Here is a 20,244-nt window from a genome sequence, read left to right on the forward strand (position 1 = left end):
GATGGAACTTCGCTACAACGTGCTCACCGGTGAGTGGGTGATCGTCTCGGGGGCCACGCAGCGCAGGCCGGTGCAGCCGGGTCAGTCTGAGTGTCCCATCTGTCCGGGCGGGCTCGAGCTTCCGGGCGACTACGATCTGGTGAGTTTCGAGAATCGCTTCCCTTCGCTCTCGCGTGAGGCCGAAGAGGTGGAGGATCTCTCGCCGGTGTTGAGGCGGGCGGCGGCGAGGGGGGTGTGTGAGGTGGTGGTGTACACCTCCCGACACGAGGGTGCGCTCCCCGACATGGAGATCGCCCAGGTGGAGAAGCTGGTGCACATGTGGTGTGATCGGATGAGGGAGCTCTCGTCGTTGTCGTTCGTGGAGTATGTGTTCATCTTCGAGAACAGGGGGAAGGAGGTGGGGGCCTCGCTCCCTCATCCGCATGGCCAGATCTATGCCTTTCCCTTTCTGCCTCCCAGGGTGAAGGCCAAGGTGGAGGCGGCGGCGGCCTTCGGCGAGGAGCACGGACGGTGTCCGGTGTGCGCGGTGCTCGAGGAGGAACGGGCCCGGGGCGAGCGGGTGATCCTCGAGGGGCGGCACTTCGTGGCCCTGGTGCCGTTCTACGCGCGGTTCCCCTATGAGGTGCACATCTATCCCGTGCGGCATGTGGACAACCTCATGTACTTCTCGTTCGAGGAGCGGGCCGAGTTCGCGTGGATGCTCAAGACCGTGACCGCGGCCTACGATCGGCTCTTCGGCGAGCCGTTTCCCTACATGATGATGTTCTTCCCGGCGCCCCTGAGGGTGGCTTCTCCCTTCTTTCACTTCCACGTGGAGTTCGATCCTCCCAAGCGGGACAAGGACAAGCTCAAGTGGATGGCGAGTGTGGAGACCGGGACAGGGGCGTTCATCAATCCCGTGCCGCCTGAGGAGGCGGCCGCACGACTTGCAGCATGTGTGAAGGAGGTTGAGGATGAGGTTCAGGGCGCCCGGTAGGGTGAATATCATAGGCGAGCACACCGACTACAACGATGGGTTCGTGTTGCCGTTTGCGATCGATCGGTGGATCGAGGTGGAGGTGGAGCCGTCGGATCGGTGGGTGGTGTGGTCGGAGCGGACAGGGGAGGAGGTGGTCTTCTCTCCGAGCGAGCGGAGGGGCGACTGGTCGGACTATGTGGCGGGGGTGGTGTGGGCCCTGGAGCGGCGGGGCCTGTCGCTCAGGCCCGCCCGGGTCCTGGTGCGGGCCACGCTTCCGGATGGTGCGGGGCTCTCGAGTTCGGCGGCGCTGGAGGTGGCAACCGGGGCGGCGGTGTGTGCATCGAGCGGGTACGATCCGGACAGGGATCTCCTGGTGGAGGCGGCGTGGGAGGCGGAGAACGAGTTCGTGGGGATGCGGTGCGGGATCATGGATCAGTTCGTGGTGGCGCATGGGCGGGAGGGGCATGCGTTGCTCCTCGATACGAGGACGCGGGAGTTCAGGTTGGTGCCGATCTCCCTTGAGGGGGCGGAGTTCTTCCTGGTGAACTCGGGGGTGAAGCACGAGCTGGCCTCCTCGGGCTACAATACGAGGCGCGCGGAGTGTGCGGCGGTGCTGGAGCGGCTGGGGAAGGGGAGCTTCAGGGAGGTGCGGCCGGAGGAGGTGGAGGGGCTGCCGGAGCCGCTTCGCAGGAGGGCGCGTCACGTGCTCTCGGAGAACGAGCGGGTGCTGCGCACGGTGGAGGCCCTCGAGCGGGGGGATGCGGCGGAGGTGGGGAGGTTGCTCTCTGCCTCGCACGCGAGTCTCCGGGACGACTACGAGGTCTCGTGCGAGGAGATCGACTGGTTGGTGGAGCGGCTGGGGCGCGTGGAGGGGGTGTACGGGGCGCGGATGGTGGGTGGGGGGTTCGGGGGTTCGGTGCTGGTGGTGGCACGGGAGGGGGTGGCGGAGGGGTTGGAGGGGGTGCTGGGGGAGTACGGGGCGTGGTGGGGGGCGGAGGCGGGGGTGCTGCGGGTGAGGAGCGCGGATGGGGTGGGGAGGGTGGGGTAGGGGCGCTCTCGAGAGCAATTTTGTCCAAGTCCATCACAAGATCCGCCAAGAAGGGTTTCCCGGATAGGTGTATACTCATACCCGTCGGCGTCTTTTTCGTTTCGACAGATCTCTTCAGGAGGCGTGATGAAGTTCACCGACGGGTATTGGCGGATGCGGAAGGGCGTCGTCCCCTTTTTTCCCCACACGGTGTGGGAGGTGATCCGAAGCGAGCGCGAGGTGAAGGCCCATGTCCTCTGTACCAGGGTGAGGCACAGGGGTGATACGCTCAACGTGCCGCTCCTCACCGTGCGAATCTGGTCGCCGAGGGAGGACGTCCTGGGCGTGGAGGTGGTACATCACCTGGGAGGGGTGCCCAAGGCCCCCGATCTCCTCCTCCTGGAGAGGAGGAGCCCCCTTCCCCTTCGGGTGGAGGAGGGTGAGGAGGCCCTGCTGGTCTCTTCCGGGCGTCTCGCGGCCCGCATCTCCACGAGCCGGTGGGGACTCGAGTTCCTGGGAGACGGGAGACTCCTCACGGACTCGAAGGAGAAGAACCTGGGGTATGTGCGCACCGCGGAAGGGGAGGCCTTCCTCCATGAGCAGCTCCGGCTCGGTGTGGAGGAGTTGATCTATGGTCTTGGCGAGCGCTTCACCCCGTTCGTCAAGAACGGCCAGGTGGTGGAGATATGGAACGGCGACGGGGGGACGAGCAGTGAGCTCGCCTACAAGAACGTGCCCTTCTATCTGAGTTCGAGAGGCTATGGGGTGTTCGTGAACGATGCAGGGCCGGTCTCGTTCGAGGTGGGTTCGGAGAAGGTTTCCAGGGTGCAGTTCAGCGTGCCGGGGGAGCGGCTGGAGTACTTCATCATATACGGACCGCACCCCATGGAGGTCCTCGAGAAGTACACCGATCTCACGGGAAAGCCGGCCCTCCCTCCCGCATGGTCGTTCGGCCTGTGGCTCACCACCTCCTTCATCACCGACTACGACGAGACGACGGTGCGGAGCTTTGTCACCGAGATGAAGGAGCGGGGGATCCCCTTGAGCGTGTTCCACTTCGACTGTTTCTGGATGAAGGGGCTCCACTGGACCAACTTTCTCTGGGACAGGGAGCGCTTCCCCGATCCTGAGGGTCTCCTCGCCTGGCTCAAGGAGCAGGGGGTGCGCTCGTGCGTGTGGATCAATCCCTACATCGCCCAGCAGTCCGAGATCTTCATGGAGGGGATGGAGAGGGGCTTCTTCCTCAGGCGGCCTGATGGCACGGTGTGGCAGACCGATGACTGGCAGGCGGGTATGGCGATCGTGGATTTCACCAACCCCGAGGCGCGGAGGTGGTTCGCCTCGAAGCTCGAACGCCTCCTGGAGATGGGGGTGGACTCCTTCAAGACCGATTTCGGGGAACGCATCCCTGTGGACGTGATCTACTACGACGGTTCGGATCCAATGAGGATGCACAACTACTATTCGTTCCTCTACAACCGGACGGTGTTCGAGGTCCTGGAGAGGAAGAGGGGGAGGGGGGAGGCGGTGTGCTTTGCCCGTGCGGCCACTGCAGGGGGGCAGCAGTTCCCGGTCCACTGGGGGGGCGACTGCGTCTCGACGTACGAGTCGATGGCGGAGAGCTTGAGGGGCGGGCTCTCCCTCATGCTCTCGGGCTTCGGGTTCTGGAGCCACGACATAGGAGGGTTCGAGAAGACCGCCACGCCCGACCTCTACAAGCGGTGGGTGGCCTTTGGCCTGCTCTCCTCGCACAGCAGGCTTCATGGGAACGAGTCCTACAGGGTGCCGTGGCTCTTCGACGAGGAGGCAGTGGAGGTCCTGCGGTTCTTTACCGCACTCAAACACCGGCTCATGCCCTATCTGTACACCGTGGCGGTGGAGGCCCACCGGAGGGGCGTGCCTGTGATGCGCCCCCTCATCCTCGAGTTCCCCGAAGATCCAGGGTGCCGCTATGTGGATAGGGAGTACCTCCTCGGTCCTGCCCTCCTCGTGGCGCCGGTCTTCGGTGAGGAGGGGGAGGTGGCCTTCTACCTCCCGCCGGGGCTGTGGAGACACCTCCTCGACGGGGAGGTGCTTGAGGGGCCTGGGTGGTTCGCGCGCCGGTACGACTACTTCTCGCTCCCCCTCTTCCAGCGGGAGGGCTCGGTCCTGGTGCTGGGAAAGGAGGATGCGGCGGTCTACGACTACACCAGGGGGGTGGTCTGCGAGGCCTTCCTCCCTCGGGAGGGACGCATCCTCTGGAGTCAGGTGGATGCGCGGGGAGAGCCGGCCGCCTCTCTCTCGCTCGAGAGGAGAGGGGACAGGGTGATCTTCGCCTGTGAGGGGTTCTCGGAGTCGAGGCTGGTGGTCCACGGGGGAGAGGGGGAGGGGAGGATGGAGTGCGGCCTCTCGGAGGAGGGAGAGGTGAGGATGGGGTGAGCCTCCCACGTAGGGCGGCCGGGTGGGGGCCGGGGTCGCCCGGTGCTTCGAGGGGTCCGTTCTGCGGCTGGATCCTTCCTTGAACGACGAAGGGCCGTAAGGGGAGTGAAGGGGACGGCGTGGCCGTCCCCTTCATAGTTACAGCGGGTGGCGATGAGAGCAATATCGTCCAACTTTTAGCCAATATCTTCCTAGCCAGGGTTCCGGGCGGGTGGTACAATCGTGTCACAGGATGCGATTGGTGAGGTGTCTGTGAGCAGAGAGGTGTCTCCCACAAGGGAACGATTCAGGGATCCAGACCTCCCCCTCGAGGAGCGGGTCTCGGACCTCATCTCGAGACTCACCCTGGAGGAGAAGCTCTCCCTCATCCCTGTGAGGCAGGCCGGTGTGCCGCGGTTGGGGATCGATCCCTACCCCATAGGTGGGGAGGCGGCGCACGGGGTGGCGTGGGTGGGGGAGGCCACGGTGTTTCCCCAGCCGGTGGGGCTCTCGTGTACCTGGGACAAGGACCTCCTCCGTCGGGTCGGTGAGGTGATAGGGGTGGAGGCAAGGGCCTACAGGGATATCCTGGGGACCGAGTTCGGCCTTACCCTCTGGGCCCCCACCGTGGACCTGGTGAGGGATCCCCGGTGGGGAAGGACCGAGGAGGCCTACGGCGAGGACCCCTGCCTTGCCTCGGAGCTCGCGGGAAGCCTGGTGAGGGGGATGCAGGGCGATCACCCCTTCTACCTCAGGATGGGGGCCACCCTCAAGCACTTCTTCGCGAACAACAACGAGACCGACAGGGGCATCTCCTCTTCGGAGATCCATCCCTGGCTCATGCACAACTACTACCTCGAGGTCTTCAGGCGGATCATCGAGAGGGCCCGGGTCACCTGTATCATGACCGCCTACAATGCGGTGAACGGTACCCCCTGTCTCCTGCATCCTGCGGTGAGGGAGCTCGTGAAGGAGCGGTGGGGCCTGCCGGGGTTCGTGGTGACCGATGCCGCCGACTTCGGGATGACCGTGGGTATGCACGCCTATTTCGAGGATCACGCCGAATCCATCGCCGCCACGCTTCGCGCCGGGGTGGATGCCCTTACCGAGGATGACCGCACCCTCGTGATCGAGTCCCTTCGGCGCGCCCTGGAGCGGGGGCTCCTCGAGGAAAAAGACCTCGATGCCGCGCTCCGGAACATCTTCCGGATACGGTTCAGGCTCGGCGAGTTCGATCCACCGGAGCGGAATCCCTATGCCGGGATCACGAGGGAGGCCTTGTGTGCCCCTTCCCACACCCGCCTCGCGCGGGAGGCGGCCCGGAAGAGCGTGGTCCTCCTCAAGAACGAGGGCATCCTCCCCCTGAGTGCCTCCTCTCTCCGGAGGGTGGCGGTGGTGGGCCCCCTCGCCGACGAGGTACACACCGACTGGTACAGCGGCACCCTCCCCTACGTGGTGACCCCGCTCCAGGCCCTCAAGGAGCGGCTCCCCGGGGTGGAGGTGTGGTACGAGGAAGGCTCCTCCAGGGTGCGGCTCCGCTCCGCAGCCTACGGGGGGTACCTTGCCGCGGACGAGGAGGGGAACCTCTTCCTCACCTGTCCGGGTCAGGCCCCGGGTACCGAGAGCCTCTGGGACTGGCTCGACTGGGGATGGGGAAGCCACATCTTCCGCTCTGTGCGGTCGGGCCGGTACCTCACGTGTGCCCCCGAGGGAACCGGCCTCTCGGCCACGGCCCGGCAGGTGAGGGGCTGGTTCGTCCAGGAGGTCTTCACCCTGGAAGAGCGGTGGGGAGGTCTCTGTGCCCTCCGTACCTGGCACGGGAAGTACCTCTCCTGTGATGCACAGGGTGGAGTCCACCTCTCCGACCGGGCCGAATCCATGCGGGAGCTCTTCGAGCTCGAGCCGATACGTTCTGGAGAGGAGCAGGTGCGGGCGTGTGCCGAAGCGGCCGACGTGGTCCTTGCCTTCATGGGGAACAATCCCTTCATCAACGGGAAGGAGACGGTGGACCGGCCCGATCTCGCCCTCCCCCCACTCCAGCACCGGCTGGTCCGTACGGCCTTCGAGGCGAACCCCCGTACCGTGCTCGTGCTCATCGGGAGCTACCCGTTCGCCGTTCCTTGGGAGGATGCGCACCTCCCGGCTCTCCTCTACTCCTCCCACGGCGGACAGGAGATGGGGCAGGCCCTCGTCGATGTGCTCCTCGGCGAGGTCTCTCCTGCCGGGAGGCTCAGCCTCACCTGGTATCGTTCCTCTTCCGTGCTCTCGAGCATATTCGACTACCAGATCCACAAAGGCCGAAAGTCCTACTGGTATGCCCGGGAGGAGGACGTGCTCTACCCCTTCGGCTACGGCCTCTCCTATACCACGTTCGAGTACACAGGCATGAGGTGCGCGCCCCTCCGGGCCACCCCCGAGACCGGGGTTGAGGTTTCCTTCAGGGTGAGGAACGTGGGGCCCGTGGCCTCCGACGAGGTGGTGCAGTGCTACCTCGTCCCCCCTGAGGGGCCGTTCTCTCCCAAAAAGGTACTCGTCCGGTTCGATCGATGCCACTTTGCCCCACGAGAGGAGAAGGAGATCTCCTGGCGTCTTACGGCGGAGGACTTCTCCTTCTGGCATCCCGTGGCCGAGGCCCGTCTCCCCCTTCCCGGGAGGTGGCGGATCCAGGTGGGCTCCTCTTCGCGTCACATCCACCTGGAAGAGGTGATCACCCTCGAGGCACCCCCCCTCCCTCACTGGACCCCGGGCCGGCGCATCCCGGTGGCCGGGGGTGAGGACGTGGAGGGGTGCGCCTATGTGGAAGGGGAGGGCCTCCATCCTGCTCTCCGGCCCCGGGGAGGGGGCCGGGCCCTCGTGCGGTGCGGGGTCCTCGAGTGCAGTGGGGACGTCCACGAGCTCCACGTCCTCGTGCGCAACGGTGCGGAGACCACCGACCTCGTGGTGCGCTGGGGCTCACACGAGGTGCGCTTCCCGAAGGCCCTTCCTTTCACCGGCGGCGAATGGAAGGAAGTCTCCCTGGAGTGCTCCCTCGCGCCGGGCAGACATGATCTCTCCATCTCCTGGAGAGGGGAGGCCGAGATCCTATGGATCCTCTTCACCTGAGGACGAGAGACGAGAGGGGTATACGCATGGAACCGATCCTTCACCCTGAGGACAAGGAAGACCGCAAGCACGGGACCGACGACTTTCCCTTCGCCCTCTATGACAACTACCTGCGGTATCCCTACTTCAGCCGCTACACCATAGACCCCCACTGGCACGAGGAGATGGAGTTCCTCCTGGTGGTGCGGGGCAACGCCAGGGTGCTCAGGGACGGTGAGTTCGTGGAGGTAGGCGAGGGAGAGGCCCTCTTCATCCCTCCCAGGACCTTTCACGCCGCCGAATCGCTCGACCACCAGCCCTTTCACTTCATCGCCCTGGTCTTCCATCTCGACCTCCTGGAGGGAGAGGTCCAGGACGTGTGCCACAAGCGGTACTTCACGGGCATCAAGAAGCGGCTCCTCTCCTTCCCCGGGGTGATCTCGCGCAAGACCCTCTGGGGAAAGGCCATCCTCCATGAGCTCATGGAGGTGGTGGATCTCGCAGACCACAAGGGACCGGGGTACGAGCTGGGTATCAAGGGCGCCCTGTTCAAGGTCTTCTCCCTCATCTTTTCGCACGGGGTGGTCCAGAAGTCCGAAGTGGCGGGCGATGTCTATGCGGTGGAGAAGATCCTCCCCGCGCTCGAGTACATCAAGGAACACTACCAGGAGAACCTCTCAGTGGATGACCTGGCGAGGCTGGTCTACCTCAGCAAGTACCACTTCATCAGGGAGTTCAAACGCCTCACGGGAAGGACCCCGGTGGAGTTCATCAACCGTTACCGGGTTCACAAGGCCATGGCCATGCTCATCGAAACCGACGAGAAGGTCCTCAACGTGGCCTACGAGTGCGGTTTCAACGATATGAGCTACTTCATCCGGCTCTTCCACAGGTTCACGGGCCTCACCCCGGCCCAGTACCGGCGGGCCTATGCACCACGGGGGGTGAAGACCGGCGGAAGGTGAGGGCACGGAGCGAGACCCCATGAAAGGAGATGAGTGATGCCTGCGAATGGAGCGCACCTCGTCAAGACTTCGTCCCTTAAAAAGCACACCTCCTGGTGGGCCACGGTGGTCAACCAGCGGTACCTCATCCTCATGTCGTTCCCCTTCGTGCTCTGGGTGATTGTCTTCAGGTACCTGCCCCTCTGGGGCTGGACCATGGCCTTTCAGGACTACAAACCGGGACTCCCCTTCTTCCAGCAGAAGTGGGTGGGACTCAAGTACTTCATCATCCTCTTCGAGGATCCCAAGTTCTGGGAGGTGATGAGGAACACCCTCGCCATGAGCCTCCTGGGCCTCGCCTTTGGCTTCACCCTCCCTATCGTGCTCGCCCTCTTCCTCAACGAGATACGGCACATGCTCTTCAAGCGGGTGATCCAGACCATTACCTACCTGCCGCACTTCCTCTCCTGGGTGATCGTGGCGAGTCTCGTCTTCCAGATGCTCGGTCCTTCGGGGCCCCTCAACGAGTTTCTCCTCTCCCTGGGGGTGGTGAAGGAGCCGGTCCCCTTCCTCACGAAGCCTCACTATTTCTGGTGGGTGGTGACCTTCGCCGATGTCTGGAAGGAGATAGGGTGGAACTCCATCATCTTCCTCGCGGCGATCGCCGGGATCGACCCTGAGCTCTACGAGGCGGCCACCATGGACGGGGCAGGGAGGTTCAGGAAGATGTGGCACATCACCCTCCCGGGGATCATGCCCACGGTGATCGTGATACTCATCATGAGTATCGGGAACCTCATCAACATCGGTTTCGAGAAGCAGTTCCTCCTGAGGACCCCCCTCACCAAGGAGTATGCGGACGTCCTCGACCTGTATGTGCTCGACTACGGGATAGGGAGCGGGAGGTACGCCCTGGGCACGGCCGCGGGGATCTTCAAGTCGGTGGTGAGCCTCATCCTCCTCTTCACGGTGAATCGCTTGAGCAAGAAGACCACAGGCATGCGGGTGCTGTAGGAGGTACGTGATGCGGTCAGTCGGGGTGAAGGACTACTACAGAAGGGCGAAGCTGGGTGATACGCTCTTCAATGCCTTCAACTATACGGCCATGATCCTCCTGGGGATCGCAACCCTCTATCCCTTCCTCAACGTCCTCGCCATATCCCTCAACGATTCGGTGGACACGGTGCGGGGAGGTATCACCATCTTTCCACGGAAGTTCACCCTGGAGAACTACGCCTACCTGTTCAGCTATCCGAGTGTGGTGAGGGGTGCAGTGATGTCCGTGCTGAGGACCGCAGTGGGGACGGTGACGGGCCTGGTCTCCACCGCGATGGTGGCCTATGCGATAAGCCGAAAGGACTTCTTCGCACGCAGGTTCGTCACCGGGATCTTCGTGATGACCATGTACATAAGCGCGGGGCTCATCCCGGACTACATGCTCATCCGATCGCTCGGGCTCATCAACAACTTCCTGGTGTACATCCTCCCCGGGCTCATCAGCGCCTTCAACGTGATCGTCCTGCGCTCGTACATCGAGGGACTGCCGTACGAGCTCCAGGAGTCGGCCAAGATCGATGGGGCCAACGACTTCGTGATCTTCTCCCGGGTGGTGATGCCCCTCTGCCTCCCCGTGCTCGCCACCATCGCCCTCTTCATCGCCGTGGGGCACTGGAACTCGTGGTTCGACACCTACCTCTACGCGAGCTCCAACAAGTACCTCACCACCCTCCAGTTCGAGCTCCAGAAGATCCTCACCAACGTCCAATCCCAGGCCGCAGCCTCGGCCCAGGATATCTACAGCTATGCCCTCACCGAGCAGGCCCGGAGGGTCTCCCCTGAGTCCATTCGCATGGCGATGACCATCGTGGCCACGGTGCCCATCCTCTGTGTGTACCCCTTCCTTCAGAAGTACTTCACCAGGGGACTGGTCCTTGGGGCCTTGAAACAGTAGGCGAGCCGCCCGTCGGGCGGAATGTATACCTTAACCAGGAGGTGTCTGATGAAGAGACTGCTGCCTCTCCTCCTCCTTATCCCCATGGTGCTGTCCGCCACGGGTCAGGGGGAGAAAGCCGCCGAGACTACGGTCGGCACCAAAACGCCGATCACGTTCACCATGTTCAACGCAGAGGTGAACCCCAACTGGGACGAGTTCCAGAGCCCGGTGGCCCAGGAGATCAAGAAGCGCACCGGGGTGACGCTCGAGATCGAGTTCGCGGTGGGCGATCCGAAACAGAAGCTCGCGGTGATGGCTGCGAGCGGCGACTACCCGGATCTGGTCTACGCCAAGGGGGATCTCAACCTGCTCAAGGATGCGGGGGGCATCCTCCAGCTCGACGAGCTCATCGATCAGTACGGTCCCAACCTCAAGAAGATGTACGGGCAGTTCTACGATCGCCTCAGGTGGAGCAAAGAGGACCCGCACATCTACTACGTGGGAAGCTATCCTGTCCATGACCCGATCATCGTGCCCAACGGACTCTTCTGGCTCCAGCACGCCGTGGTCCTCGAGCTGGGCTTCCCCCGCCTCGAGACCCTCAAGGATTTCGAGAATGCCATCAAGACCTACTATGCGAAGCATCCCACCATCAACGGACAGCCCACCATCCCCATGACCTTGCTTGCGGACGGATGGCGGTTCCTCATCTCGGTGACCAACCCGGCATGGGCCGCCACCGGTGGGTCCGATGATGGCGAGTGGTACGTGGATCAGGAGACCTTCAAGGCCGTGCGCCACCACACCAGACAGATCGAGCGGGAGTACTTCAGGTGGCTCAACCACATGTGGAACGAGGGGCTCCTCGACAGGGAGAGCTTCATCCAGAAGTACGACCAGTACAAGGCCAAGATCGCCTCGGGGAGGGTGCTCGCCCTCGCCGATGCCGCGTGGGAGATCTCGGAGCCGGTGACCGCGTTGCGACAGGCGGGGATGGAGGAACGGATGTACGGGCAGTACCCCGTGGTCATCAGTGAGGATGTGGTATGTAGGGTGAACCAGTCGCCTGGGTATTCGGGCGGATGGGGCGTCGCGCTCACCGTGGACTGCAAGGACCCCGCACGGGCCATCGAGTTCCTCGACTGGATGGCGACCGAGGAGGCCCAGATACTCACCCACTGGGGTATCGAGGGAGTGCACTGGAAGTACGACGAGAACGGCAAACGGGTCTTCCTCCCCGAGATCGACCGGATGCGGCGGACCGACCCCGCCTTCTCCAAGAAGACGGGCATAGGGAACTACAGCTATCCCTTCCCGCAGTGGGGCCGCATCAAGGACTCCACCGGAAACTACATCATGCCCGACAGCGAGCCCGAGGACCAGATCAAGAACTACACCGAGGTGGAGAAGAAGGTCCTCGCCGGCTACGGAGCCAGGATGTGGATGGATCTCTTCCCCGGTCCGGATGAGTTCCCGCCCAAACCCTATGGGGCTGCGTGGATGATCAGGATAGACGATCCCGATCTGGTGGCCATCGACAACAGGGTGCGTGACGATATAGGGATGAGGAGGATTCCAGAGGCCATCATGGCTCCGCCTGAGAAGTTCGACGAGATCTGGGACGCCTATCTCAAAGAGATGGAGGAGGCAGGTCTGCCCAGACTCACCGAGGAGTTCAACCGCCTCCTGAGGGAGCGTATAGAGCTCTGGAATCCGGGCTTCACCTTCCCGGAGTGATCCGGGGTACGGTACCTCCTGCCCTGCCGGTCTCCACCCGGCAGGGTTTTTTGTGGAATCGTGGTATATGGGCAGCGCAATTTTGTCATGATATTCCGCAACATATGCAAAGACCACATCTCCCTGGGGGCTCATAATAGAAGAGATCTCGGCGAGAATGAGGTGTCTATGAGGGGGCAGGGGGCTGGCATACCCAGTAGTGTGGAGTGACGATGTGTATCGCGGGTGACCGTCGGGTCTACGGACGGGTCTACACGGGCACCGACGGGAGGGGGATCGTCTACTGGGAGCTCGAACGGCTCCCGGGTCTGTAGAAGGCCACCTTCCGCCGTAGGCGGATGGATCATATGCCTTCTGGGAGGTGTTCATGAAACACACGAAACCCCTGTGGGGTGCAGCCCTCGCAGCACTCGTGCTGCTGGGAGGGTGCACCGAGGTCGTATCTCCCGGTGCAACCGGTGAGATCTCATCCCGAGCGGTATGGGAGTCCTGGGACCAGTGGGCAACGTGGACCGATGGGGAGTACACCCTCTACAACAATGTCTGGGGAAGCGGGGCAGGATCACAGAGGATATGGGCGAACGCCTACTACGACTGGGGAGTGTGGGCGGACCATCCGGATACAGGCGGGGTCAAGTCGTATCCCAACGTGAGCAGGATGATCAACATAAAGATAAGCGAGATTGATAGCCTCACCAGCTCCTTCACCATCGCCACCAGGCCCTCCGATGGTGCCTACAACTCCACCTACGATGTGTGGCTTGGAGACTACGCCTACGAGGTGATGCTCTGGATGAACCATGTGGGAGAGGTGAAACCCATCTCCTATGAGTGGGACAGTTCTGGTAATCCTGTGCCAGTCTACTCCGATGTCACGGTGGGCGGCCACACGTGGAATGTGTACAGGGGTACCAACGGTTCCCAGGAGGTCTTCTCGTTCGTGAGGACCTCTGCCCTGGATACAGGCACGGTGGACATAAAGGCAATCCTTGAGTGGCTTCGAGATGCGGGTTGGATAGGAGATGTGGAGGTGGATCAGCTGCAGTTCGGATGGGAGATCACTTCTTCGCCGGGGGGTCGTGACTTTGCCATAAGCGCGTACGAGGTGAACCTCTCCACCTCTGGGACAACGCCCACCCCAACTCCCACGTCCACCCCCACTCCTACCGCCACCCCTACGCCAACTTCCACTCCCACTCCGACCCCCACCCCGACCAGCGGTGAGTATCGTGAGATCGAGCTTCCCTTCACCTACGACGGGCCGGGGGAGTATTTCTGGAAGACCGATGACTTCTCAACTGAGGTGGACTGGGGGAGGTACGTGAACTCCTGGAATCTCGAACTTCTCGAGATCAATGGGAACGACTACACCAATAGGTGGGTGGCGCAACACCAGGTGCCTCCTGCAGCCGATGGCTACTGGTACATCCACTACAAGGGATCGTTTGACTGGTCCCATGTGGAGATGAAGTAGAGGGAAAAGGGGGTGCCTTGAGCACCCCCTTTCTCGAAGTGCGCCGAAGAGGGGCTGGGGCCTGATTTCTTTGAGAATAAAGATACCCGTAACATAATATTGAAAGGATTGAACTTTACAACAGCCCGAAAGGGGGTATAATGATATGTGATATATCACTTCCAGGAGGTTGCGTCATGAAAAGGTCATTCAGCGTTATCGTTTCGGCCCTGACTGTCATCTCCCTCGTGTTCCTTGCGGGAGGGTGCATGTCGGTTCCGCATGTCTCACTCGAGGGAAAGTCGGTGCTCTACCTCACCAAGGTCTCCTCGGGGGAGCTCACCGAGACGGACAAGACCATCATCGCCCATCTGGAATCCCTGGGGATGGTGGTCACACCCATGAACGCAAAGGAGTCGAAGGCCGACGATGCCCAGGGCTACGATCTCGTCTATGTGAGTGAGGTCGTCTCCTCCAGTCATGTGGGGAACAAGTTCAAGGACGTAGCGGTACCCATGGTCTCTACCGAGCACTACATCGCCGACGACATGGGATTTGCAGAGCCCGAAGAGGGTAAAGGGTATGGAAAGGCCGAGTATGCCTACAAGGAACTCGTGATCAAAGATCCCTCCCACCTCCTCGCGGCAGGGCTCTCCGGTACGGTACAGATCTATACCGACTATGGGAGCGTGGGTTTCTCCCGCCCCCAGGGTGAGGTACAGGTGGTTGCGGTGGCACCCGACGATGAATCCATGGTGCTCATCTACGGATACGAGAAGGGGAGCAAGGACATGCATGGTGATGTGGTCCCTGCACGGAGGGTGTTCAGCTTCCTCTTCGAGGGGATGGAATCCCTCCTCACTGATGAAGGATGGAAGCTCTTCGATGCGGCGTTCATGTGGGCCCTTGAAGGATCTGAGTGATTCACTTCGGATATGGGGCACAGAGATCTGTGCCCCATAAAAGTATGAGACAAGGAGGCGAAGGTATGAAGAAGAAATGGAGTGTCCCGATGTGTATCCTCTCTGTGCTCATGTTGCTTTTCTCTGGATGTGTCTCTTCGCCACAGGGAGGAGCCCGTGTCTCCGAGGAGGCGGAGATGCCCCAATCCATAGAGGAAGAGCTTGCGGCCCTGGGATATGAGTACCCGGTGGAGGACTTCAGCGACATCCCCGCAGCGGGGGAGAAGGTGTTTCCCAATGCGGTGGGGTTCGGAATCTACACCAGGGCCGGACGAGGAGGGAAGATCATACGGGTGACCACCCTCGAGTCGGACGGGCCCGGCTCCCTCAGGGCGGCACTCGAGGCAGAGGGTCCCCGCATCGTGGTCTTCGAAGTGGGGGGAGTGATCGATTTTGAGATGACCACCATCGAGATCACCTCACCGTTCCTCACGGTGGCAGGCCAGACTGCTCCCTCCCCCGGGATCACCATCATCCGAGGCGGGCTTGTCGTGAAGACCCATGACGTCCTCATCCAGCACATTCGAGTACGTCCGGGAGACGGTGCCGATCTGTCCTTCAGGGGCTGGGAGGTGGATGGTATCTCCACGTATGGGGAGGATGCTTATAACGTGGTGATCGACCATTGCTCGGTGTCATGGGCGACGGACGAGGGGATCAGCGTCTCAGGGCCGAGGCTCCCCCGTCCCAGGGCTACGTCCCATTTCGTCACGGTGAGCAATTGCATCATCGCGGAAAATCTCAACAATGCCACGCATTCCAAGGGAGCCCACTCGAAAGGGGCCCTCATCCACGATAACGTACAGTACGTTGCCTATATAGGGAATCTCTTTGCCCACAATGTGGACAGAAACCCCTATGCCAAGGCTTTCACCCTCTCTGTCGTGGCGAACAATCTCATCTACAACCCGGGGACCAATGCCATCAGGGTGGGCTATGTACCGTCCGAATGGACGGGTACTGGAGTGAACCCCCTTCCCGCCCGTATGACGGCGGTGGGGAACGTGCTCATACATGGGGAGAACACTCTTCCCCACCTCGCCCTCATCGGTACGGAGGGACTCGTATTCATGGAAGATAATCTTGCCTTCAAGAAGGACGGCTCTCCGGCCCGGCTCAGCATGGGCAAGGTGACCCTCCTGCATCATAAGCCGCTGTGGCCGGAGGGATTCATCCCTGTACCGGCCGAGGAGCTCGAGGAGCATATCGTGGCGAACGTAGGCGCCCGCCCGGCCGATCGGGACTCCGTTGACGAGCGGATCATCCGTGATCTCGTGGAACGGAAGGGGCGCATCATCGACAGTCAGGAAGAGGTGGGGGGATATCCTGCGTATGAACCGGTCTATCGCCCCCTCGAGATACCCGATGATGTGGAGGCGTGGCTCAATGAGCTCGCTGCCGAGGTAGAGGGACGGGCTTCACGCTGACTCACACCTTGCACACACGCGAAGAGGAGAGGGAGGGTGCGCCCCTCCCTCTCCTCTCGTGAGGGGGGATACGGGGGTCTTAGATCCCGGTGAGCCCTCCGGGAAGCCCTGTGCCCGGAGGGAAGGCCCCTGTCGTGGTCCAGATGACCCAGTCGTAGAGACTCGAGCAGTAGTCGTTTCCGCTCCCATCGCCGAATCTGAACTTCTTGTCGGAGTGACCGGTGGTGGAGACACCGCTCAGTAGCGGGGTGGGATCCTCGTCGATATACACGTCGATCGCGAGTCCCTCGTCCTTCTGGAGGAGTGTGATCCGCACCACGTGCCATGCGGTGGCATCGATGGTTGCGGACACTCCCGCCTTGTCGAGCTTGATGGTACCGTCTCCATAGGCCACGAGCCTGTCCCTGTACATTCCACATCGGAACTCGATGTCGAAGGCGATGGCATCGACGGCCTCGCCCTGGAGCTTTGCTCTGAAGACCACAGTCGCCGCCTTATTCGGGAGATCCCAGTCCATGGCCCAACAGAGCTTGTTGTCCTCTCCCGGAGGGGAGACGATGGAGAGGACCTTGTTCCCCGGGATTTCCGGATCGTCCACCACGGCGGTCTCGGCCTTCAGCCCCTTGATGTTGTCCGCATAGAAGGGAGGAACGGCTTGGTCGGGGAGCACGCTCGCATCGTACACCGTCCACGACGGTGTCTCCTGTACACCAACTGGTGGCTCTTCAGTGGGTTGAGGTTCGGGTGTCTCCTCGACGATCTTCCCTGATGACGTAGCACAGGCGCCAAGCAACAGCATGAGGGAGGCAAGGCAGAGAAGTCGCATTCCTCTCATGGTACACCTCCTGACGAGTTGTATGATGTAATATGATACCGTGCCCCTGAGTCGCGGTCAAGTTTTGTTTTTTGATTAAGTTTATTTTTGAAAAAGAATTGATAGTATATACGAAGTTTTGTGTAAAAACGGGCGTGCTGGATGGAAAAAACGCACTGCACCTGTTATACTTGATTCTGATATCACACGAGAGGGATGAGGGATGAATACGAATCTCACACATGGAGCGCCCAGGGGGTACCTGAGTCGCAGACTGGTCTTGCTCCTCTCGCTCATCATGGGGGCCTTCTTCATCGGTCTCTTCGTGTTCTGGGGACACCAGGCCTCCGAATATGTGCTCTCGCTTCAGCTTCAGGATATGCTCAATACCACGGATCAGGCGTCCGAGACCATAGAGTTGTTCATGGGAGGGCTGAGGATCCGTCTCGCCGAGGAGGCGGAGGATGACGAGGTGCAAGAGGCCTTTTCCGAAGGGGATGTGGAGGAGCTCCGGAAGATCGCCTCCGAGGTGATGGCGGAGGAGGGACGGTTTTTCGCGGACGTGGTGATCTACGGAGCCGATGCGACGCCCGTGGTCGGTGAGGCGAGGGGAGTGCGTTTCGATCCCCTGGAGATACGGAACCAGGCCTTGATAAAGAAGGAACCCATCCTCATCCCCGGGGCGGTGCTCCTCCAGGAAGGACGGCCGGGCATGATGCTCGTGACCCCCGTGTTACGTGACGGCGAGCTCCTGGGTTTCCTCGGGGCCTTCGTGGATCTCTCCAACTTCTACACGCTCTTCTTTTCGGAGAACGTGTTCGGAAGGACGGGCTACCTCTACATCGTCGACGGGGAGGGGAGGATCATCGCCCATCCGAACAGCGCCCTGCTCCTCTCGGACATCTCCCAGACCGAGCTCTTCCAGCAGCTCTATAAGCGGAACATAAAATCGGGTACCCTGCGGAGAGGGGGGGAGGCCATCGCCTACTCGTGGGTGCTCTACCACGACATCCCCTGGCTCGTAGTGGGGGTGGCCCGAAGCGCGGAACTCCTCGAAGGGATGTTCCGGATCCTCGCCCTGGGCGGGGTGGGGGCCCTGATCGCCCTGGCGGTGCAGGGGCTCCTCGTGGTGATGGTGCTCAGGCTCCTCGTGGTGAAACGGGTGCGCCTCCTTCAGCAGAGCATCGAGAAGGTCTCGCGGGGACATCTCGAGGTGCCGCCCAGGATCAGGGGGCGGGATGAGATGGCCTTCATGCTCAACCTCTTCTCCGGATTCGTGGAGCGGATACGCCGGACGGTGGGGAGGGTGCAGGAGGAGATGAGCCTCGTGGCCCGGAGCGGAGGGGCCCTCGCCCAGGCGGTGGACCACACCTCCCACGCCGTGGAGGACATACTCTCCCAGCTCGACCGTACCTCGTCGGATATCGAAGCACAGAATACGAGCATCGTGGAGACCTCTTCCGCGGTGGAGCAGATGGCCCGCAACATCGAGATGCTCTCCGAGGCCATCTCGCGGCAGTCGTCCTCGATCGAGGAGTCGGCCACCGCAGTGGAACAGATGGTGAAGAACGTGGAGGCCATCGGACGGATGGGTGAAGCCCTCTCGGACAACTTCACCACCCTCCAGAGTGCCTCCGAGGAGGGGAAGTCGGGGCTCCAGAACCTGGTGCAGCTCGCCGAGGTCATTCGCGACACGTCGAAACAGCTGGAAGAGGCGAACAGGATCATCTCCGGTGTGGCCTCCGAGACCAATATCCTGGCTCTCAACGCCGCCATAGAGGCCGCTCACGCGGGAGAGAAGGGCAAAGGGTTCGCCGTGGTGGCTGACGAGATCAGGAAGCTCGCCGAGCAGACCACCAACCACTCGAAGCGTATCCGGGAGAGCATACGGGACATCCGGAGGGCCATCGAGGAGATGGTGGGGCTTTCGCAGGCGAGTTTCAGCACCTTCGAGCTCATTCTCGAACGGCTCGAGGGAGTCGCGTCCTACATCCAGCAGGTGGGGAACGCGCTCCACGAACAGCGGGCGGGAGGTACCCAGATCCTCCAGGCCCTCGAGGAGATGAGATCCATCACCGCCCAGGTGAAGGACGGCTCACACCAGATGGCCGAGGGGAATGCCCACATCCTCGATGCGGCAGGCAGACTCAACGAGCTCACACAGCGGATCGAGCAGGCGATGAAAGCGATTGGGGGCCAGTCCGAGGAGATCGAAAAGGTGCTCGACGTCCTCCGGAAGGAGAACGCCGAGACCCAGCAGAGTATCGCCCGCGTGCAGGAGAGCCTCAGTTTCTTCGTGCTCGAGGACGACGAGGGCTAGATACTCTCCCTCGTCCGGTGGAACTCCACGCATCCCAGTATGAAGGCCCCCACACCGTGCAGGTCGTCGATGGAGCGGGGTCGCTCGAGGTAGTGCCGATAGTCTCCCACTCCGGTGCCTATGCAGATGTCGTGGATGTGGAGATAGCCCTCCGGGTCACGGGATGTCTTGCCCACGATTCCCTGGAAGGCCTTCCGGGCATGGGTGATATAGGGATCCACCGGCAGGCGGTGCGTGCGGATCCCCTTGGAGAGGGAGTAGAGGAAGAGGGCCGAGCAGGATGTCTCGAGCCAGTTGGAAGGGTCGTGCCCTTTGTCGAGGACCTGGAACCAGAGCCCCGTGGCCCTGTCCTGGACCCGCACGATGGGCCCCATGAGGTCACGGAACATCTCTTCGAGGACTCGGTAGCCGGTATGTGACGGGGGAAGGTGATCGAGGATGTCGAGGAGGGCTGCGGGGAACCAGCCGAGGGCCCGCCCCCATGCCTCCGGGGCTATGCCGGTGACCGGATCCGCCCAGGGGGCCTGCTTGCTGTAGTCGAAGGCATGTCTGAGGAGGCCCGTCTGCGGGTCGCGGGTGTGTCGCTCTATGAGGAGGGCCTGTTTCACGAACAAATCGTAGAGTTCAGGTCGTCCGAAGAGGGATGCGTAGTGTACGGAGAAGGGACCTGCCATGTAGAGCCCGTCGAGCCATTGCTGGTTGGGATACTTTTCCTTGTGCCAGAATCCTCCCTCGGGGGTGGTGTGGAATCCCTCGAGGAGACCGAGGATGTAGTCCATGGCTTTCTTGTAGCGGGCCTCTCCGTATCGTTCATGGAGGGGAAAGAGGAGGTTGCCGGCTTGCATGGCGTCGAGTTCCGTGGTCGCCAGCTCCAGGTTGCCTTGTTCGTCGACCAGTGCGTCCACGTAGGCCTTCACGTATTCGAGGTAGCGGTCCTCCCCCGTCTCTTCCCAGAGTTTGAGCATCCCGAAGAGGAAGACTCCCTGGTGGTAGTGCCACCTGTGAGCGGGCGGGAGCTCGGCTGGATCGGGATACCGGTGCATGAGAGATTCGGCCGCCTCCCGGGCGACAGAGAGCGGATCGATGGGTGTATGGCTCATGGTCGTCTCCTGCATGGAGATGAGATTCGGAATCCAGTATACGACAGGAAGATGGGAAGGTCAACATTTTAGTTCTCATAAACATTGTTGT

The 20,244-nt window shown here is 61.8% G+C and carries 14 protein-coding genes; 12 read left to right on the forward strand and 2 right to left on the reverse strand.

What is annotated here, in order from left to right; all coding sequences use genetic code 11:
- Position 1 precedes the first annotated feature (1 nt).
- The 11 genes from galT (at position 2) to STHERM_RS02020 (ending at position 15,919) form a co-directional block, all read left to right on the forward strand.
- Positions 2-976: a galactose-1-phosphate uridylyltransferase gene (galT, locus tag STHERM_RS01970; RefSeq protein WP_013313210.1), complete on the forward strand. Its 975-nt coding sequence runs from the start codon at positions 2-4 to the stop codon at positions 974-976.
- On the forward strand, positions 954-2,006 hold the full coding sequence (gene galK, locus STHERM_RS01975; RefSeq protein ID WP_013313211.1) for a galactokinase: 1,053 nt from the start codon (positions 954-956) through the stop codon (positions 2,004-2,006). The genes galT and galK overlap by 23 nt, the downstream gene beginning before the upstream one ends.
- Before the next feature lie 126 nt (positions 2,007-2,132).
- Positions 2,133-4,403 carry an alpha-xylosidase gene (yicI, locus tag STHERM_RS01980; RefSeq protein WP_013313212.1) on the forward strand — a complete coding sequence of 757 codons (2,271 nt, stop codon included), beginning with the start codon at positions 2,133-2,135 and terminating at the stop codon, positions 4,401-4,403.
- Between the two features lie 252 nt (positions 4,404-4,655).
- Positions 4,656-7,484 (forward strand): glycoside hydrolase family 3 protein, encoded by a 2,829-nt coding sequence (locus STHERM_RS01985; protein WP_071650353.1) that lies wholly within the window; start codon positions 4,656-4,658, stop codon positions 7,482-7,484.
- Positions 7,485-7,510: 26 nt separating this feature from the next.
- On the forward strand, positions 7,511-8,428 hold the full coding sequence (locus STHERM_RS01990; RefSeq protein ID WP_041623700.1) for an AraC family transcriptional regulator: 918 nt from the start codon (positions 7,511-7,513) through the stop codon (positions 8,426-8,428).
- 36 nt (positions 8,429-8,464) lie between these two features.
- Entirely contained in the window at positions 8,465-9,421 is a 957-nt protein-coding gene (locus STHERM_RS01995; protein ID WP_013313215.1) for an ABC transporter permease, read from the forward strand.
- A 10-nt stretch (positions 9,422-9,431) separates the two neighbouring features.
- Positions 9,432-10,358: a carbohydrate ABC transporter permease gene (locus STHERM_RS02000; protein ID WP_013313216.1), complete on the forward strand. Its 927-nt coding sequence runs from the start codon at positions 9,432-9,434 to the stop codon at positions 10,356-10,358.
- 48 nt (positions 10,359-10,406) lie between these two features.
- Positions 10,407-12,077, forward strand: a complete 1,671-nt coding sequence (locus STHERM_RS02005) for an ABC transporter substrate-binding protein (RefSeq protein ID WP_013313217.1) — start codon at positions 10,407-10,409, stop codon at positions 12,075-12,077.
- Positions 12,078-12,444: 367 nt separating this feature from the next.
- Entirely contained in the window at positions 12,445-13,551 is a 1,107-nt protein-coding gene (locus tag STHERM_RS02010) for a GH12 family glycosyl hydrolase domain-containing protein (RefSeq protein ID WP_013313219.1), read from the forward strand.
- 176 nt (positions 13,552-13,727) lie between these two features.
- Complete coding sequence (locus STHERM_RS02015) at positions 13,728-14,453, forward strand: hypothetical protein (RefSeq protein WP_013313220.1); 726 nt, start codon at positions 13,728-13,730, stop codon at positions 14,451-14,453.
- Positions 14,454-14,518: 65 nt separating this feature from the next.
- Positions 14,519-15,919, forward strand: coding sequence for a pectate lyase family protein (locus tag STHERM_RS02020; RefSeq protein WP_013313221.1), 1,401 nt, complete (start codon positions 14,519-14,521; stop codon positions 15,917-15,919).
- A 79-nt stretch (positions 15,920-15,998) separates the two neighbouring features.
- Here STHERM_RS02020 and STHERM_RS02025 read toward each other — a convergent pair whose 3' ends face one another.
- Positions 15,999-16,754: a hypothetical protein gene (locus STHERM_RS02025; protein ID WP_013313222.1), complete on the reverse strand. Its 756-nt coding sequence runs from the start codon at positions 16,752-16,754 to the stop codon at positions 15,999-16,001.
- 202 nt (positions 16,755-16,956) lie between these two features.
- Between STHERM_RS02025 and STHERM_RS02030 the strand changes: the two genes are divergently transcribed.
- The gene (locus tag STHERM_RS02030; RefSeq protein ID WP_013313224.1) at positions 16,957-19,053 is read left to right on the forward strand and encodes a methyl-accepting chemotaxis protein; all 2,097 of its coding nucleotides are present in this window, start codon (positions 16,957-16,959) and stop codon (positions 19,051-19,053) included.
- On the opposite strand, the gene STHERM_RS02035 is transcribed toward STHERM_RS02030, so the two are convergent.
- Complete coding sequence (locus STHERM_RS02035) at positions 19,050-20,153, reverse strand: glycoside hydrolase family 88/105 protein (RefSeq protein WP_013313225.1); 1,104 nt, start codon at positions 20,151-20,153, stop codon at positions 19,050-19,052. The two genes, STHERM_RS02030 and STHERM_RS02035, sit on opposite strands and share 4 nt — an antisense overlap.
- Positions 20,154-20,244: the final 91 nt, after the last annotated feature.

Source organism: Spirochaeta thermophila DSM 6192, from assembly GCF_000147075.1.
GTDB classification, from domain to species: Bacteria; Spirochaetota; Spirochaetia; order Winmispirales; family Winmispiraceae; genus Winmispira; species Winmispira thermophila_A.

What these genes read in the sequence shown, in the direction of transcription:
- STHERM_RS01990 (WP_041623700.1), top strand. Translation starts at nt 7,511, where the DNA reads ATGGAACCGATCCTTCACCCTGAGGACAAGGAAGACCGCAAGCACGGG.
- STHERM_RS02000 (WP_013313216.1), top strand. Translation starts at nt 9,432, where the DNA reads ATGCGGTCAGTCGGGGTGAAGGACTACTACAGAAGGGCGAAGCTGGGT.
- STHERM_RS02025 (WP_013313222.1), bottom strand. Translation starts at nt 16,754, where the DNA reads ATGAGAGGAATGCGACTTCTCTGCCTTGCCTCCCTCATGCTGTTGCTT.
- galT (WP_013313210.1), top strand. Translation starts at nt 2, where the DNA reads ATGGAACTTCGCTACAACGTGCTCACCGGTGAGTGGGTGATCGTCTCG.
- STHERM_RS02010 (WP_013313219.1), top strand. Translation starts at nt 12,445, where the DNA reads ATGAAACACACGAAACCCCTGTGGGGTGCAGCCCTCGCAGCACTCGTG.
- STHERM_RS02015 (WP_013313220.1), top strand. Translation starts at nt 13,728, where the DNA reads ATGAAAAGGTCATTCAGCGTTATCGTTTCGGCCCTGACTGTCATCTCC.
- STHERM_RS01995 (WP_013313215.1), top strand. Translation starts at nt 8,465, where the DNA reads ATGCCTGCGAATGGAGCGCACCTCGTCAAGACTTCGTCCCTTAAAAAG.
- STHERM_RS02020 (WP_013313221.1), top strand. Translation starts at nt 14,519, where the DNA reads ATGAAGAAGAAATGGAGTGTCCCGATGTGTATCCTCTCTGTGCTCATG.
- STHERM_RS02035 (WP_013313225.1), bottom strand. Translation starts at nt 20,153, where the DNA reads ATGAGCCATACACCCATCGATCCGCTCTCTGTCGCCCGGGAGGCGGCC.
- yicI (WP_013313212.1), top strand. Translation starts at nt 2,133, where the DNA reads ATGAAGTTCACCGACGGGTATTGGCGGATGCGGAAGGGCGTCGTCCCC.
- galK (WP_013313211.1), top strand. Translation starts at nt 954, where the DNA reads ATGAGGTTCAGGGCGCCCGGTAGGGTGAATATCATAGGCGAGCACACC.
- STHERM_RS02030 (WP_013313224.1), top strand. Translation starts at nt 16,957, where the DNA reads ATGAATACGAATCTCACACATGGAGCGCCCAGGGGGTACCTGAGTCGC.
- STHERM_RS02005 (WP_013313217.1), top strand. Translation starts at nt 10,407, where the DNA reads ATGAAGAGACTGCTGCCTCTCCTCCTCCTTATCCCCATGGTGCTGTCC.